The sequence below is a fragment of the Pseudomonas sp. GW822-FHT03F04 genome, assembly GCF_058801405.1.
Genome location: NZ_JBXANF010000012.1, coordinates 50,254 through 66,883, shown reverse-complemented (window position 1 = coordinate 66,883; position 16,630 = coordinate 50,254). Strand labels below are relative to the sequence as shown.

At 64.0% G+C, this 16,630-nt stretch carries 1 protein-coding gene; it reads left to right on the top strand.

Going from position 1 to position 16,630, the window contains the following annotated elements:
• The first annotated feature begins 170 nt into the window (after positions 1–170).
• Positions 171–16,439: an amino acid adenylation domain-containing protein gene (locus tag AC1RMX_RS25225; protein ID WP_493073378.1), complete on the top strand. Its 16,269-nt coding sequence runs from the start codon at positions 171–173 to the stop codon at positions 16,437–16,439.
• The last annotated feature ends 191 nt before the right edge of the window (positions 16,440–16,630 follow it).

Here is a 16,630-nt window from a genome sequence, read left to right as displayed (position 1 = left end):
GATTCGCGGTTCCCGCGGATCGGCGCCATGACTGGTCGGTCACGGGTCTTGTCCCCGCTTCCCATGTCAGACACCCAAGCCCCGATGTTTTAGCTTTTCCGGGCTGCGCGTGGCCGCACGGATTCGCCGCTGCGCGCTCCTTTTTCCCGAATTTACAGCAGGTTACCCCCATGCAATTTCGCGAGCTGATGGCTGTTATTTCCACCCATGCGATCCGCCTTCAACAGGACGATGAAGACCTGGTCATTCTGGGCAACGACGACGCGCTGGACGACGCGTTGTGGGACAGCCTCGCCAAGCACAAGGCGCAATTGCTGGAACTGGTGGCGAGCCACGGCGGCGACTGGTCGAGCCCGGCGTTGCGCATCACCCCGGACATGCTGCCGCTGGTGAAACTGGATCAGCCGGCCATCGACCGCATCGTCGCCACCGTGCCGGGTGGCGTGGCGAATGTGCAGGACATCTATCCGCTGGCGCCGCTGCAGGAAGGCATGCTGTATCTGCACCTCGCGGCCGGCGAAGGTGATCTGTATGTGCAACAGGCGCAGTTCACCTTCGACAATCACCAGCGCCTCGACGCATTTGCCCAGGCGTTGCAATGGGTGATCGACCGTCACGACATTCTGCGTACCTCGTTTGTCTGGGAACGCCTGGATGAGCCGGTGCAAGTGGTCTGGCGCCAGGCACCGCTGGTCTGCGAAGAGGTGCAGCTCGACACCTCCACGGATGTGTTCAGCCAGTTGCAGGCGCGTTACGACGCCCGTCACTTGCGCCTCGATCTGCAACAGGCGCCGCTGCTGCGCTTGGTCTATGCACGGGATCCGGCGCAGGGACGGATCGTCGCGTTGCTGCTGTTCCATCACATGATCATCGACCACGTTGCACTGGACGTGGTGCGCCGGGAAATCCAGGCCTGGCTGCAAGGGCAGACTGAGCTCGTGGCGCCGGCGGTGCCGTTTCGCAATCACTTGGCGCGGGCGCGCATGGCCCTCGATGAACAGGCCCACGAGACGTTCTTCCGCGAGATGCTCGGCGATATCGACGAACCGACATTGCCGTGGGGCCTGCAGGATGTTCACGGCGGCGGACAGGATTTCGAAGACGCACAGCTCAGACTCTCTGACGATTTGAACCTGCGACTGCGCACGCAAGCGCGGCAACTCGGCGTGAGCGTGGCGAGCCTGATGCACCTGGCGCTGGCGCGGGTATTGGGCCAGTTGTCCGGGCGCACCTCGGTGGTGTTCGGCACCGTGTTGCTGGGGCGGATGGAGGCGGGCGACGGTGGCGAGCAGGCGCTGGGCATGTTCATCAACACCTTGCCGCTGCGGGTCGATGTCGGCGCGCAAAGCGTTTACGACGGCGTGCTCGCCACACACCGACGGCTGAGCGCCTTGCTCGCCCACGAACAGGCGTCGCTGGCATTGGCCCAGCGTTGCAGCGCGTTGAGCGCGCAGACACCGTTGTTCAGCGCCATGCTCAATTACCGTCACAGTGCTGTCGGTGATGTCGCCGAGGTGATCGAACTGGCCCCCGGCGTCCAGGTCCTGAGTGGCAAGGAACCGACCAACTACCCGCTGACCTTGAGCGTCGATGATCTGGGCAGTGGTTTCCGGTTGTCCGCCATCGCCCCGACCGGTATCGGTGCCGAGCGGGTCTGCGGCTATGTGCAAACCGCACTCGACGCCTTGCTGAACGCTCTGGAACAGTCGCCCGAGACGCTGATCAACCAGTTGCCGATTTTGCCAGCGCACGAGCGGCAACAATTGCTGGTGGGTTTCAATGACAGTCGCGTCGAGTTCGATCTGGAACAGACCGTTCATAGCCTGTTCGAGGCTCAGGTCGAGCGCACGCCGCAAGCCATCGCGTTGCAGGCCGATGAGCTGTCACTGACGTACTTTGAGCTTAATGCGCGGGCCAATCGCCTGGCTCACCGATTACGTGAGCTGGGTGTCGGGCCGGACACGCCGGTGGCGATCTGCGTCGAACGCGGGCCTGAACTGGTGATCGGCCTGCTGGGCATTCTCAAGGCCGGCGGCGCTTATGTGCCGCTGGATCCAGCCTACCCGGCGGAACGTTTGAACTACATGCTCAAGGACAGCGCCCCGGTGGCGCTGCTGGCGCACGGCGCGACCCGGGCGATGTTCGAGGCGGGCGGCGTGCCGTTGCTCGATTTCGATCAGGACCACTGGCAGGACTACCCCGAGCACAATCCTCAAGTGCCGGGCCTGAACGCTTCGAACCTGGCCTACGTGATCTACACCTCGGGTTCCACCGGCACGCCGAAAGGGGTGATGGTCGAGCACCGTGGCCTGGGCAATCTGCTTCATTGGAGCTCGCAGGTGTGCCCGCCCGTGGCGGCCGGCGCGCTGTTGCAGAAAACCCCTTACAGTTTCGACGCTTCGGTCTGGGAGCTGTTCTGGCCGCTGACGGCCGGCCTGCGCCTGGTGCTGGCGCGTCCCGATGCGCACTTCGAACCAGCGCATCTGACGCAAGTGGTGCGCGAGCAGCGCATCAGCGTGATCCAGTTCGTCCCGGCGTTGCTGCAACAGTTCCTCGACGTGGAAGATGTCAGTCAGTGCACCAGCCTTACGGATGTTTTCTGTGGCGGCGGTGAGCTGACGCCAGCGTTGGCCCGCCAGGTCCGCGAGCGTCTGCCACAGGTGCGATTGCACAACGTCTACGGCCCAACCGAAACCACGGTCGACAGCACGGTGTGGACGCTGGAGCCGTCGATGCCCGTGCCGGAAGCGCTGTTGCCCATCGGCCGACCGGTCAGCAACACCCGTTTGTACATTCTCGACGAACAACGGCAACCGCTGCCGCTGGGCGTAGCCGGTGAGCTGTACATCGGCGGCGTGCAGGTAGCGCGCGGCTACTTGAACCTTGCATCGCTCACCGCCGAGCGTTTCCTCGACGATCCATTCAGCGATCAGCCGAACGCGCGGCTGTACCGCACCGGCGACCTGTGCCGCTATCGGGCTGATGGCAACCTTGAATATCTCGGTCGCAACGACGATCAGGTAAAGATTCGCGGCTTGCGTATCGAGCTCGGGGAAATCCAGGCACGACTGATTCAACTCGACACCGTGCTCGCCGCCGAAGTGCTGGTGCGCGAAGACGTGGCCGGCGATCCACGGCTGGTGGCGTACTACACCGGTGAGCCGCTGGACATCGGCGAACTGCGCGGCCATTTGCTGGAGCAGTTGCCGGATTACATGGTGCCGACGGCGTTCGTCCATCTCGACGCCATGCCCCTGAGCCCCAACGGCAAACTCGACCGCAAGGCCTTGCCGGCCCCGGATCAGAGCGGCCAGTTGCTGCGCGGGTATGAGGCGCCTGTAGGTGATGTGGAATGTCGCATCGCCGAAATCTGGCAGACCTTGCTGAACGTCGAGCAGGTCGGGCGGCATGACAATTTCTTTGAACTGGGCGGCCATTCCCTGTTGGCCGTGAAGCTGGTCGAGCGCATGCGCCAGCAGGAATTGAACTGCGATGTGCGGGTACTGTTCGGCCGGCCGACCGTGGCGGGATTGGCGGCAACCCTGGGCGCGTCGTCCGGTGTTCAAGTACCGGTCAATCGCATCACCCCTGACTGCCAACACATCACGCCCGACATGCTGCCCCTGGCCTCACTCGATCAGGCCGGCATCGACCGGATCGTGGAAAGTGTCCCCGGTGGCGTCGCCAACGTGCAGGACATCTATGCGCTGGCGCCGTTGCAGGCGGGGATTCTGTATCACCACATGGCCGCGACTGCCGGTGATCCTTACGTGTTGCAGGCGCAATTCGTGTTTGACGGGATCAAGTCGATCAAGGCCTTTGTGCGCGCCGTCAACGTGGTGATCGCGCGCCACGACATCCTGCGTTCCAGCGTGGTCTGGGAAGGCCTCGAAGAGCCGGTGCAAGTGGTCTGGCGGGCGGCGCCGCTGGCGCTTGAACGAGTCGATGCCGACCCGCAGGACGGCGACGTGCTGCAACAAATGCAGGCGCGTTTCGACCCGCGTCACTATCGTCTGAATCTGGGCCGCGCACCGATGATGCGCTTTGCTTACACCGAGGACCCGCAGCAACAACGCTGGGTCGGCATTCTGTTGATGCACCACTTGATGCTCGATCACACCGCGCTGGAAGTGCTGGTGAGCGAGATGAACAGCGTGCTGCACGGTCACGCCGCCGAACTGGCGACCCCGGTGCAGTACCGCAACTATGTGGCACAGGCACGGCTTGGCGCGGATGCCGAGGCGCACGAAGGGTTTTTCCGCGACATGCTCGGCGACATCGATGAGCCGACCCTGGCGTTCGGCGTGCAGGACGTGCATGGCGACGGCAGCACGGTGGTCGACAGCCAATTCACGCTGGATACCGCGCTGGCCTTGCGTCTACGCGAGCAGGCACGCCGGCTCGGCATCAGCGTGGCGAGTCTGGCGCACCAGGCCTGGGCGCAGGTGCTGGCGCAGATTTCCGGCCGGGACGAGGTGGTGTTCGGCACGGTGCTGCTGGGCCGGATGCAAGGCGGCGAGGGCGCCGACCGGGCGTTGGGCCTGTTCATCAACACCTTGCCGCTGCGGGTCAGCGTGAGTGCCACGGCGGTGCGCGACAGTGTGCTTGCCACCCATGAACGGCTGGCGCAATTGCTCGCGCATGAGCAAGCGTCACTGGCATTGGCCCAGCGTTGCAGCGGGGTTTCCGGTGCGTTGCCGCTGTTCGGCACGTTGCTCAACTATCGCCACAGCGCACCGCAGGCTGCGGGGCTGACGCTGGACGGCATTGAATTGCTCAGCTCCCGCGAGCGCAGCAACTATCCGCTGGTGGTCAGCGTCGATGACCTTGGCGAAGGTTTGCGTCTGAGTGTGCAAGCGGTGCCGGGCATCAATGGCGCGCGAATTTGCGAGTACATCAATATTGCCTTCGACAGTCTGGTGCAGGCGCTGGAGCAGGCGCCGCAACTGGGTGTCGATCAACTGTCGATCCTGCCGCAGGATGAGCGGCGGGAATTGCTGGTCGGGTTCAATGCCACCCAGCGGGATTACCCGTCGGGTTCGACGGTTCATGGTCTGTTTGAACAGCAAGTGGAACTGCATCCGCAAGCTGTGGCGGCGGTGCATGGCCACACAACGCTGACGTATGAGGAACTGAATCAACGGGCCAACCGACTGGCCCATTATCTGATCGGGCAGGGCGTGCAGCCGGGCGACCATGTAGCGATCCTGCTGCCGCGTTCGCTGGAGTTGTTGGTCGCGCAACTGGCCATCGGCAAATGCGCGGCGGCTTATGTGCCGCTGGACATCAACGCGCCGGCCGAGCGTCAGGCGTTCATGGTCGAGGACTGCGGGGCGAAAGCGCTGTTGACCTTGAGCACTGAAACGGTTGATTACGCGGTGCGCCGGATCGATCTGGATGCGCTGCCATTGGACGCGCAACCGACGCATAACCCGGACCTGCCGCAGTCTCCAGAATCCGTGGCCTACATCATGTACACCTCCGGTTCCACCGGCACGCCGAAGGGGGTGATGGTGCCGCACCGGGCGATCGGTCGACTGGTGATCAACAACGGCTACGCCGATTTCAACCCGCGGGATCGCGTGGCATTCGCCTCCAACCCGGCGTTCGACGCCAGCACCATGGACGTCTGGGGGCCGCTGCTCAACGGCGGGCGCGTGGTGGTCATTGATCACGCGACCTTGCTTGATCCGCACGCATTCGGACAGGAATTGGCGACTTCGGGCGCCACGATTCTGTTCGTCACCACCGCGCTGTTCAACCAGTATGTGCAGCTGATTCCCGAGGCGCTGAAGGGGCTGCGCATCGTGCTCTGCGGTGGCGAACGCGCTGATCCGGCCGCTTTCCGGCGTTTGCTCGCCGAGGCGCCGAACCTGCGCATCGTTCACTGCTACGGCCCGACCGAAACCACCACCTATGCCACGACGTTTGAAGTGCGCGAAGTGTCGGAAACCGCCGACAGCGTGCCGATTGGCGGCCCGATCTCCAACACCCAGGTCTATGTACTCGATGCCCGTCAGCAACCCGTGCCGATGGGCGTGACCGGCGAGTTGTACATCGGCGGGCAAGGCGTGGCGCTGGGTTACCTCAATCGCCCGGACCTGACCGCCGAGAAATTCCTGCAAGACCCGTTCAGCGAACAACCGGGCGCATTGCTGTACCGTACCGGCGACCTCGCACGCTGGCTCGCACCGGGCCAACTGGAGTGCATCGGCCGTAACGACGATCAGGTGAAAATCCGCGGTTTCCGCATCGAACTCGGGGAAATCGAAAACCGCCTGCTGAACTGCGAAGGGGTTAAAGAGGCCATCGTGCTGGCCCGTCAGGACGGTCAGGAGCCGTTGCGTCTGGTGGCGTATTTCACCGCCGAAGAGGGCATCGACAGCGCCAGCCTGCGCGAACAATTGCAAGCGCGCCTGCCGGAATACATGGTGCCCTCGGCCTGGGTGCAGCTCGACGCGTTGCCGCTGAACAACAACGGCAAGGTCGACCGCAAAGCCTTGCCGCTGCCGGATCAGAGCGCCTGGCTCAGCCAGGCATACGAAGCCCCGCAAGGCCCGGTGGAAACCGCGTTGGCGCAGATCTGGGCCGATGTCCTGAAGCTGGAAAAGGTCGGTCGCCACGACAACTTCTTCGAACTGGGCGGCCATTCGTTGCTGGCGGTGAGCCTGATCGAACGCCTGCGCCGGATCGGCCTGAGCACCGACGTGCGCGTGCTGTTCAGTCAACCAACCCTGGCAGCATTGGCAGCGGCGGTGGGTAGCGGACGCGAAATCGAAGTGCCGGCCAATCGCATTCCTGCTGATTGCACCCACATCACCCCGGACTTGCTGAGCCTGACCGAGCTGGATCAGGCCAGCATCGACCGGATCGTCGCCAGCGTGCCGGGCGGTGCTGCCAATGTGCAGGAAATCTACCCGCTTGCGCCGTTGCAGGAAGGCATCCTTTATCACCACTTGAGTGCTGAGCAGGGCGACCCGTACCTGCTGCAATCGCGGCTGGCCTTCGACAGTCTCGAGCGTCTGCGCACCTTCACCGACACCTTGCAACAAGTCATCGCACGCCACGACATCCTGCGTACCAGCGTTGTCCACGAAGGCCTGGCGACGCCTCATCAAGTGGTGTGGCGCCACGCCGAACTGGTGATGCAGCACGTAACGCTGGACCCGGCGCAGGGCGACATCCTCGAGCAATTGCACGAGCGCTTCGATGCCCGTCACTACCGCCTCGACATCAGCCAGGCGCCGCTGCTGCGCATGGTGTTTGCCGAAGATCCGAAACAGCAGCGCGTGGTGGCGATCCTGCTGTCCCATCACCTGATCCTCGATCACACCGCGCTGGAAGTGATCGTCGAAGAAATGCGCGATGTGATGTTCGGTGAGATCGACCACCTTTCGGCGCCGATCCCCTATCGCAACTACGTCGCTCAGGCACGTCTGGGGCTCGGCGAGCAGGAACACGAAGCGTTCTTCCGCGAGATGCTCGGCGATATCGACGAGCCGACCCTGCCACTCGGTCTGCGGGACGTGCAGGGCGACGGTCACGGTGTCGAGGAAGCGCTACAACCGGTGGCTGCCGAACTCAACGGGCGTCTGCGTGAACAGGCGCGGCACCTGGGCGTGAGCGCGGCCAGCCTGATGCACCTGGCCTGGGCGCAAGTGCTGGGCGTGCTGTCGAACCGGCGCGATGTGGTGTTCGGCACGGTGATGATGGGACGGATGCAGGGTGGCGACGGTGCCGACCGGGCGCTGGGGGTGTTCATCAACACCTTGCCGCTGCGCATCGATGTCGGCGCCAGCGCGCGCGACGGGGTCAATGCGACTCACGCACGACTGACTGCGTTGCTGGGGCATGAACATGCTTCGCTGGCACTGGCCCAGCGTTGCAGTGGTGTCGCGGCGTCGTCGCCGTTGTTCAGTGCCTTGTTCAACTACCGTCACAGTGCCCCCGTGCAGCCGTCGCAGCACGGGCAGGGTATCTGGGAAGGCGTGCAGAAACTCGGTGGTGAAGAACGCACCAACTACCCGTTGACCCTGAGCGTGGACGATCTGGGCGAAGGGTTTGCCTTGTCGGTTCTGGCGGTCAGCCAGATCGGCGCGCAACGGATTTGCAGTTATATGCACACCACACTGGAGCAACTGGTGCAGGCGCTGGAACAGACGCCGCAAAAGCCGCTGAACCGTTTGCCGATCCTTTCGACCGCGGAACTGGAACGTCTGGTCGACGGCTTCAATCCTCCGGTTACGGCCTATCCCCGTGGCGCAACGATTCACGCAATGGTCGAGGTTCAGGCCGAGCGCAATCCGCAGGCCCTCGCGGTGATTCAAGGTGCGCAACAGCTGACCTACGGTCAGCTCAATCAGCGCGCCAACCAACTGGCCCATCATTTGATCGGCCTCGGCGTGCAACCGGACGACCGCGTTGCGCTCTGCGTGCGTCGCGGCCCGCAGATGCTGGTCGGGTTGCTGGCGATTCTCAAGGCCGGCGCCGGTTATGTACCGGTGGATCCGGCGCATCCGGTGGAACGCATCGCCTACCTGTTGCAGGACAGCGATCCGGTGGCCGTGCTCGCACAGGCTTCTACCCGGGAGCTGCTGGGCATGATGCCGGTGATCGATCTGGACAGCGACGCCTGGCAACACCTGCCCGACAGCAACCCGAAACTGCCGTACCTGACTCCGGCGCACCTGGCCTACGTGATCTACACCTCGGGCTCCACTGGCCAGCCAAAAGGGGTGATGGTCGAACACGCCACCCTGGAAAACCTCGTGCACTGGCACGCCGAAGCCTTCGACCTGCACGCCGGCAGCCACACCGCCAGCGTTGCCGGGTTCGGTTTCGATGCGATGGCCTGGGAAGTCTGGCCGGCGCTGTGCGTCGGTGCGACCCTGCACCTGCCGCCGGAATCGGTGAGCAATGAGCATCTGGACGAACTGCTCGACTGGTGGCGAGCGCAGCCGTTGCAAGTCAGCTTCCTGCCGACTCCGGTGGCCGAATACGTCTTCAGTCGCGAGCTGCAACACCCGACCCTGCGCACGTTGCTGATCGGCGGCGACAAGCTGCGCCAGTTCAACCGTGCGCAAACCTACGCGGTGATCAACAACTACGGCCCGACCGAGGCCACGGTGGTCGCGACGTCCGGCCCGGTGGAAGTCGGCCAGCCGCTGCACATCGGCCGGCCGATGGCCAACGCTCGCATCTATCTGCTTGATGACCAGCAACGTCCGGTGCCGGTGGGCGTGACGGGCGAGTTGTATGTGGCCGGCGCCGGTGTGGCGCGGGGTTACCTGAACCGTCCCGATCTGACCGCCGAACGCTTCCTCGCCGACCCGTTCAGCGACCAGCCGCAGGCACGGATGTACCGTACCGGTGACCTCGCACGCTGGTTGGCGGACGGCAACATCGAATACCTGGGCCGCAACGACGATCAGGTAAAACTGCGCGGCGTACGGGTTGAGCTGGGGGAAATCGAAGCGGCGCTGGCCAGTCATCCGGCGGTGCAGGACGCGGTGGCGCTGGTGCGCGACGGGCAGTTGCTGGTGTGGTTCACCGAGCGTGCGCCAGCCGAGATCGAAGCCCTGCGCAATCATCTGCAAACGCTTCTGCCGCAAGCCTTGATCCCGGCGGCTTACGTGCGACTCGACGCCTTGCCGCTGACCACCAACGGCAAACTCGACCGCAAGGCCTTGCCGGAACCGGATCAGAACGCCTGGCTCAGCCGTGAATACGAAGCCCCGCAAGGCCCGGTGGAGACTGCGTTGGCGCAGATCTGGGCCGATGTCCTGAGGCTGGAAAAAGTCGGTCGCCACGACAACTTCTTCGAACTGGGCGGCCATTCGCTGCTGGCGGTGAGCCTGATCGAACGCCTGCGCCAGATCGGCCTGAACACCGACGTGCGCGTGCTGTTCAGCCAGCCAACTCTGGCTGCACTGGCCGAAGCGGTAGGCAGCGGTCGCGAAATCGAAGTGCCGGCCAACCGCATTCCTGCTGATTGCACCCACATCACCCCGGACCTGCTGAGCCTGGCCGAACTGGATCAGCCGAGCATCGACCGGATCGTTGCCACGGTGCCGGGCGGCGCCGTGAACGTGCAGGACATTTATCCGCTGGCGCCGTTGCAGGAAGGCATCCTTTATCACCACTTGAGCGCGGAACAGGGCGACCCGTACCTGCTGCAATCGCGGCTGGCCTTCGACAGCGTCGAGCGGGTCGAGAGCTTCGCGACGGCGCTGCGTCAGGTCATGGCGCGCCACGACATCCTGCGCACGGCGGTGATCTGGCAGGAACTGGCCGAACCGATGCAAGTGGTGTGGCGTCAGGTCGAGCTGCCGGTGCAGGAAATCTTGCTCGACCCGGCGGATGGCGACGTCCTCGAGCAGTTGCACGGTCGTTTCGATGCCCGTCACTACCGCCTCGACATCAGTCAGGCACCCTTGCTGCGTCTGGTGTATGCCCGTGATCCGGCTCACGACCGGGTGGTCGCGATGTTGCTGTTCCACCATGTCGTGCTCGATCACACCGCGCTGGACGTGGTGCAGCACGAAATGCTCGCCTGCCTGCAAGGGCGCGAAGCCTCGCTGGGCGCGGCCGTGCCTTACCGTAACTACGTGGCCCAGGCGCGGCTGGGTGTCAGCGAGCAGGAGCACGAAGCGTTCTTCCGCGACATGCTCGGCGACATCGACGAGCCGACCCTGCCGTTCGGATTGCAGGATGTGCAAGGTGACGGTAGCGACATCGAGGAAACGCAACAGGCCCTGACCGCCGCCACCGGTCAGCGTCTGCGCAGCCTCGCGCGGCAACTGGGCATCAGCGTGGCCAGCCTGTTCCACCTCGCGTGGGCGCAGGTGCTGGCGGCGACATCCGGGCAGGAGCGCGTGGTGTTCGGCACGGTGCTGATGGGGCGGATGCAGGGCGGCGAAGGGGCCGACCGGGCGTTGGGGATGTTCATCAACACCTTGCCGCTGCGGGTCGATCTGGGGGAAATCACGGTGCGCGAAGGGGCTCGGGCGACTCATGCGCGGCTCAGCGCGCTGCTCGGTCATGAACACGCTTCGCTTGCGCTGGCCCAGCGTTGCAGCGGTGTGTCCGCGCCGTCACCACTGTTCAGTTCGATGCTCAACTACCGGCACAGCGCCGACGAGGCGCAACAGCAAAACGTGCGTCAGGCCTGGCAAGGCATCGAGACCCTGAGCAGTGAAGAACGCACCAACTATCCGTTGAGTCTGGGCGTCGATGATCTGGGCAATGGGTTCGTCCTCACCGCCATGACTCCAGCGAGCATCGGTTCGCAGCGTATCTGTGACTACATGCAGACCGCGCTGGAGAAACTCGCGGATGCCCTGGAACAAGCCCCGGATCAGCCGCTGAATCGCTTGCCGATCCTTGAAGGCGCAGAACGTCAGCAGGTGCTGTACGACCTCAACGTCACCGGCACCGCAGACGATCTGGAGCAAACCGTTCACGCGCTGTTCGAGGCGCAAGTGCAGTGCACGCCGCAAGCCATCGCGTTGCAGGCCGGTGAACGGCAACTGACCTACGCCGAACTCAACACACAGGCCAACCGTCTGGCCCATCACCTGAGCGAACTGGGCGTGGGGCCGGATGCGCGGGTGGCGATCTGCGTCGAGCGCGGGCTGGAACTGATGGTCGGTCTGCTCGGCATCCTCAAGGCCGGCGGCGCCTATGTGCCGCTGGACCCGGCATACCCGGCGGAGCGTCTGGATTACATGCTCAAGGACAGCGCGCCGGTGGCCGTGCTGGTCCATGGGGCGACTCGTGAGTTGCTGGGCGAGAGCACTGCGCTGGTGATCGATCTGGATCAGGATCACTGGAAGTTCAACCCGGATGACAACCCGCAAGTGCCGGGCCTGAGCGCTTCGAACCTGGCCTACGTGATCTACACCTCCGGTTCGACCGGTGCGCCGAAGGGCGTGATGGTCGAGCATCGCGGCGTGGGCAATCTGTTGCACTGGAGTTCGCAACTGTGTCCTGCCGTGACGGACGGCGCCTTGTTGCAGAAAACCCCGTTCAGTTTCGATGCCTCGGTCTGGGAGCTGTTCTGGCCGTTGAGCGCCGGGCTGCGCCTGGTGCTGGCGCGTCCTGACGGGCACCGCGAGCCGGCGTATCTGGCGCAGGTGATTCGCGAGCAGCGGATCAGCGTGATCCAGTTCGTGCCGGTGCTGTTGCAACAGTTCCTCGAGCAGGACGACGTCAGCCAGTGCAGCAGCCTCACCGATGTGTTCTGTGGCGGCGGAGACCTGACGCCAGCGCTGGCTCGTCTGGTTCGTGAGCGTTTGCCGCAGGTGCGTTTGCACAACGTCTACGGCCCGACCGAGGCCACGGTCGACAGCACGGTGTGGACGCTGGAGCCTTCGATGCCGGTGCCGGACAGCGCGTTGCCGATCGGGCGGCCGATCAACAACACTCGTCTTTATGTACTCGACGCCGCCGAACGGCCGGTGCCGATGGGCGTCATCGGTCAATTGTTCATTGGTGGTGCCGGGGTTGCGCGGGGCTATCTGGGGTTGCCGCAGTTGATGGCGGAACGGTTTATCCCGAGCCCGTTCGTGGCCGGCGATCGGCTGTACGCCACGGGCGACCTGGTGCGCTACCGCGCCGATGGCCAGCTCGAATTCATCGGGCGCAACGACTTCCAGGTCAAACTGCGTGGCCTGCGCCTGGAGTTGGGTGAAATCGAAGCGCAACTGCTCAGCCATCCAGCCCTGCGTGAAGCCGTGGTGCTGGTGCGTGAGGAGCGTCTGGTGGCGTACTTCACCTGGCACGTCGAAGCCGGCCAACCGGGGATCGAGTCGTTGCGCGAGCACTTGCTCGTACGCTTGCCCGATTACATGGTGCCGTCGGCATTCGTCGCGCTCGATAGCCTACCGCTGAGCCCGAACGGCAAGGTGGATCGCAAGGCGCTGCCGGCCCCCGGTGCCGAGTCGGTGCTGGTGCGTGAATACGAGCCTCCCGTCGGTGAGACCGAAATCGCCCTGGCCCGGTTGTGGGCCGAGGTGTTGAAGGTGGAGCGGGTCGGACGTCACGATCACTTCTTCGAACTGGGCGGTCACTCGCTGCTGGCGGTGAGCCTGATCGAGCGCATGCGCCAGATCGGCCTGAACACCGATGTGCGGGTACTGTTCAGTCAGCCGACCCTGGCCGCGCTGGCTGCGGCTGTGGGCAGCGGTCGCGAAATCGAAGTGCCGGCCAATCGCATCGCAGCCGATTGCACCCGCATCACCCCGGACATGCTGACGCTGGTGACACTGGATCAGGCCGCCATCGAGCGCGTCGTGTCCAGCGTGCCGGGCGGCGTCGCCAACGTGCAGGACATCTATCCGCTGGCGCCGTTGCAGGAAGGCATTCTTTACCACCACTTGAGTGCGGGAGAAGGCGATCCCTACCTGCTGCAATCGCGACTGGCGTTCGACAGCCTTGAACGTTTGCAGCATTTCCGCGCGGCGTTGCAACACGTCATCGACCGCCATGACGTGCTGCGTACCGGCGTGGTGTGGGAAGGCTTGAGCGTGCCGGTGCAGGTCGTGTGGCGCCAGGCTGAACTCGTGGTGCAGGAGGTCCTGCTCGATCCAGCGGCAGGCGACATTCTTGAGCAGTTGCATGCCCGGTTCGATGCCCGGCATTACCGCCTCGACATCGCCCAGGCACCGTTGCTGCGACTGGTGTACGCCCGCGATCCGGCACACGGCCGGGTGGTGGCGATGCTGCTGTTCCATCACATCGTGCTCGATCACACCGCGCTGGAAGTGGTGCGCCATGAAATGCAGGCGTACCTGCGCGGGGCGGATGAGCCGTTGCCGGCGGCGGTGCCGTACCGCAACTACGTGGCGCAGGCGCGTCTGGGCGTCACGGAGCAGGAGCATGAGGCATTTTTCCGCGACATGCTCGGCGACATCGACGAGCCGACCCTGCCGTTCAGCCTGCGCGATGTACGCGGCGACGGACGCGGCATCGAGGAAGTGCAGCAGGCGCTCGACAACGGCCTGAACCTGCGTCTGCGCAGTCAGGCGCGGCAGATGGGCATCAGCGTGGCCAGCCTGTTCCACCTTGCGTGGGCCCAGGTACTGGCGGCGACTTCCGGGCAGGACAATGTGGTGTTCGGCACCGTGCTGATGGGCCGGATGCAGGGCGGCCAGGGCGCCGACCGTGCGTTGGGCATGTTCATCAACACCTTGCCGTTACGGGTCGATCTGGGCGAGACCCCAGTGCGCGAGGCGGTCAAGGCGACGCATCAGCGTCTTACCGCGTTGCTGGGGCATGAGCATGCTTCGTTGGCACTGGCCCAGCGTTGCAGCGGGATTGCGGCGCCGTCGCCATTGTTCAGCGCGATGCTCAACTATCGACACAGCCACGGTTCAGAGCATTCGGACAGTGTGGTTCAGGCCTGGCAGGGCATCGAGACCCTGAGCAGTGAAGAGCGCACCAACTATCCACTGAGCCTGAACGTCGATGACCTGGGCAACGGTTTCTCGCTGATAGCCATGGTGCCGACGGACATCGGCGCGCAGCGGATTTGCGGTTACATGCAAACGGCGTTGTTGGCATTGGTGGAGGCGCTGGAACAGGCACCGACGCAGGCGATGAATCGCTTGCCGATTCTTGCAGGGACAGAGCGGCAGCGGCTGTTGTTTGACTTCAACGCTACCGACGTCGGCTACGACCTACAGCAAAGCATTCACGGTTTGTTCGAGGCGCAGGCCTTGCGCACGCCGCAGGCTGTGGCGGTGCTCTCAGGCGAACAGCGGCTGAGCTATGCCGAGCTGAACACTCGGGCCAACCGTTTGGCGCATCACTTGCGCGGACTGGGCGTTGGCCCGGATGCGCGAGTGGCGATCTGCGTCGAGCGGGGGCTGGAGATGGTGGTCGGGTTGCTGGCGATTCTGAAGGCTGGCGGCGGTTATGTGCCGCTGGATCCGGCTTATCCGCTGGAACGTCTGGCCTACATGCTGGAGGACAGCGCGCCGTCGGCGGTGTTGGTGCAGGGTTCGACTCGCGGGTTGTTGGGTGAGGTCGCGGTGCCGGTGGTCGATCTGGATCGCAACACCTGGCAATCGCTGTCGGCCGAAAACCTTTCCGTTGATGGACTGACCCCGCAACACACGGCTTACGTGATCTACACCTCCGGTTCCACCGGCCAGCCGAAAGGCGTGATCAACGAGCATTCAGGGGTGGTCAACCGCTTGCTGTGGATGCAGGACGCTTATCGCCTGACGGCTGAGGACGTGGTGCTGCAGAAAACCCCGTTCAGTTTCGACGTCTCGGTCTGGGAGTTCTTTTGGCCACTGATGACCGGCGCCCGACTGGTGATGGCGCGTCCGGGCGGCCACAAGGATACGCTGTATCTGAGCGAAGTGATCGAGCGCGAACGCATCACCACGCTGCACTTTGTGCCGTCGATGCTCGACGTGTTCCTCGCCCATGGCGAGACCGCGCGTTGCCACGGTTTGCGTCAGGTGATGTGCAGCGGTGAAGCGTTGCCGGGCAGTCTGGTGCGGCGCTTCAAGCAGCAATTACCGGGCAGCGGCTTGCACAACCTGTACGGCCCGACCGAAGCGGCCGTGGACGTTACCGCATGGGATTGCGCCGGGCCGTTGGAGCTAACGCCAGACAACACGCCCATCGGCAAACCGATCGCCAACACCCGCATGTACATTCTCGATGCCCAGCAACAACCGGTGCCGCAAGGCGTGGTCGGCGAGCTGTACATCGGCGGGGTACAAGTGGCTCGCGGTTACCTGAATCGTCCTGAACTCAGCGCCGAACGTTTCCTTCAGGATCCATTCCAGCCGAACGGCCGGATGTACCGCACCGGCGACGTCGCCCGTTATCTGGTCGATGGCAACATCGAATACCTGGGCCGCAACGACGATCAGGTGAAGATCCGTGGCCTGCGCATCGAACTCGGTGAAATCCAGTCACGCCTGACCGACATCGGCGGCGTGCAGGAAGCGGCGGTGCTGGCCCGCGAGGACGTGCCGGGAGACAAGCGTCTGGTTGCCTATTACACCGGCGCCCGACTGGAAATCGACGTGCTGCGCGGTCACTTGCTCGAGCACCTGCCGGATTACATGGTGCCGGCGGTATTCGTGCACCTGGATGCGCTGCCACTGAGCCCCAACGGCAAACTCGACCGCAAGGCACTGCCGGCACCCGATCAAGCTTCTGTGATCACTCGCGAATACGAAGCCCCGGTCGGCGAAGTGGAAATTCTCCTCGCCGGGCTCTGGGCCGAATTGCTCAACGTGGAACGGGTAGGGCGGCACGACAACTTTTTTGAACTGGGCGGACACTCATTGCTGGCGGTCAGTCTGATCGGCCGGTTACGTCAGGAAGGCATGGAAGCCGAAGTCAGGGCGTTGTTCGAACAACCGACCCTGGCCGGTTACGCCGCAATTACGGAAAGAATGGAGATCGTCCTGTGAACGTGATCGAACTGTTGGCAACACTCAAGGCTAAAGACATCCAGTTGGCGGTCACCGACAACCAGTTGCGCGTACAGGGCAACAAACAGGCGCTGAGCGATCCGGCGGTGCTGGCGCTGTTGCGCGAGCACAAACCAGCGCTGATCGAACTGATCAAGGCCGGGCAATATTCAGCGACCAAGAGCGGTCAG

Bases quoted from the DNA above. Each gene is read 5' to 3' on its own strand.
- AC1RMX_RS25225 (WP_493073378.1), top strand. From the start codon at position 171: ATGCAATTTCGCGAGCTGATGGCTGTTATTTCCACCCATGCGATCCGC.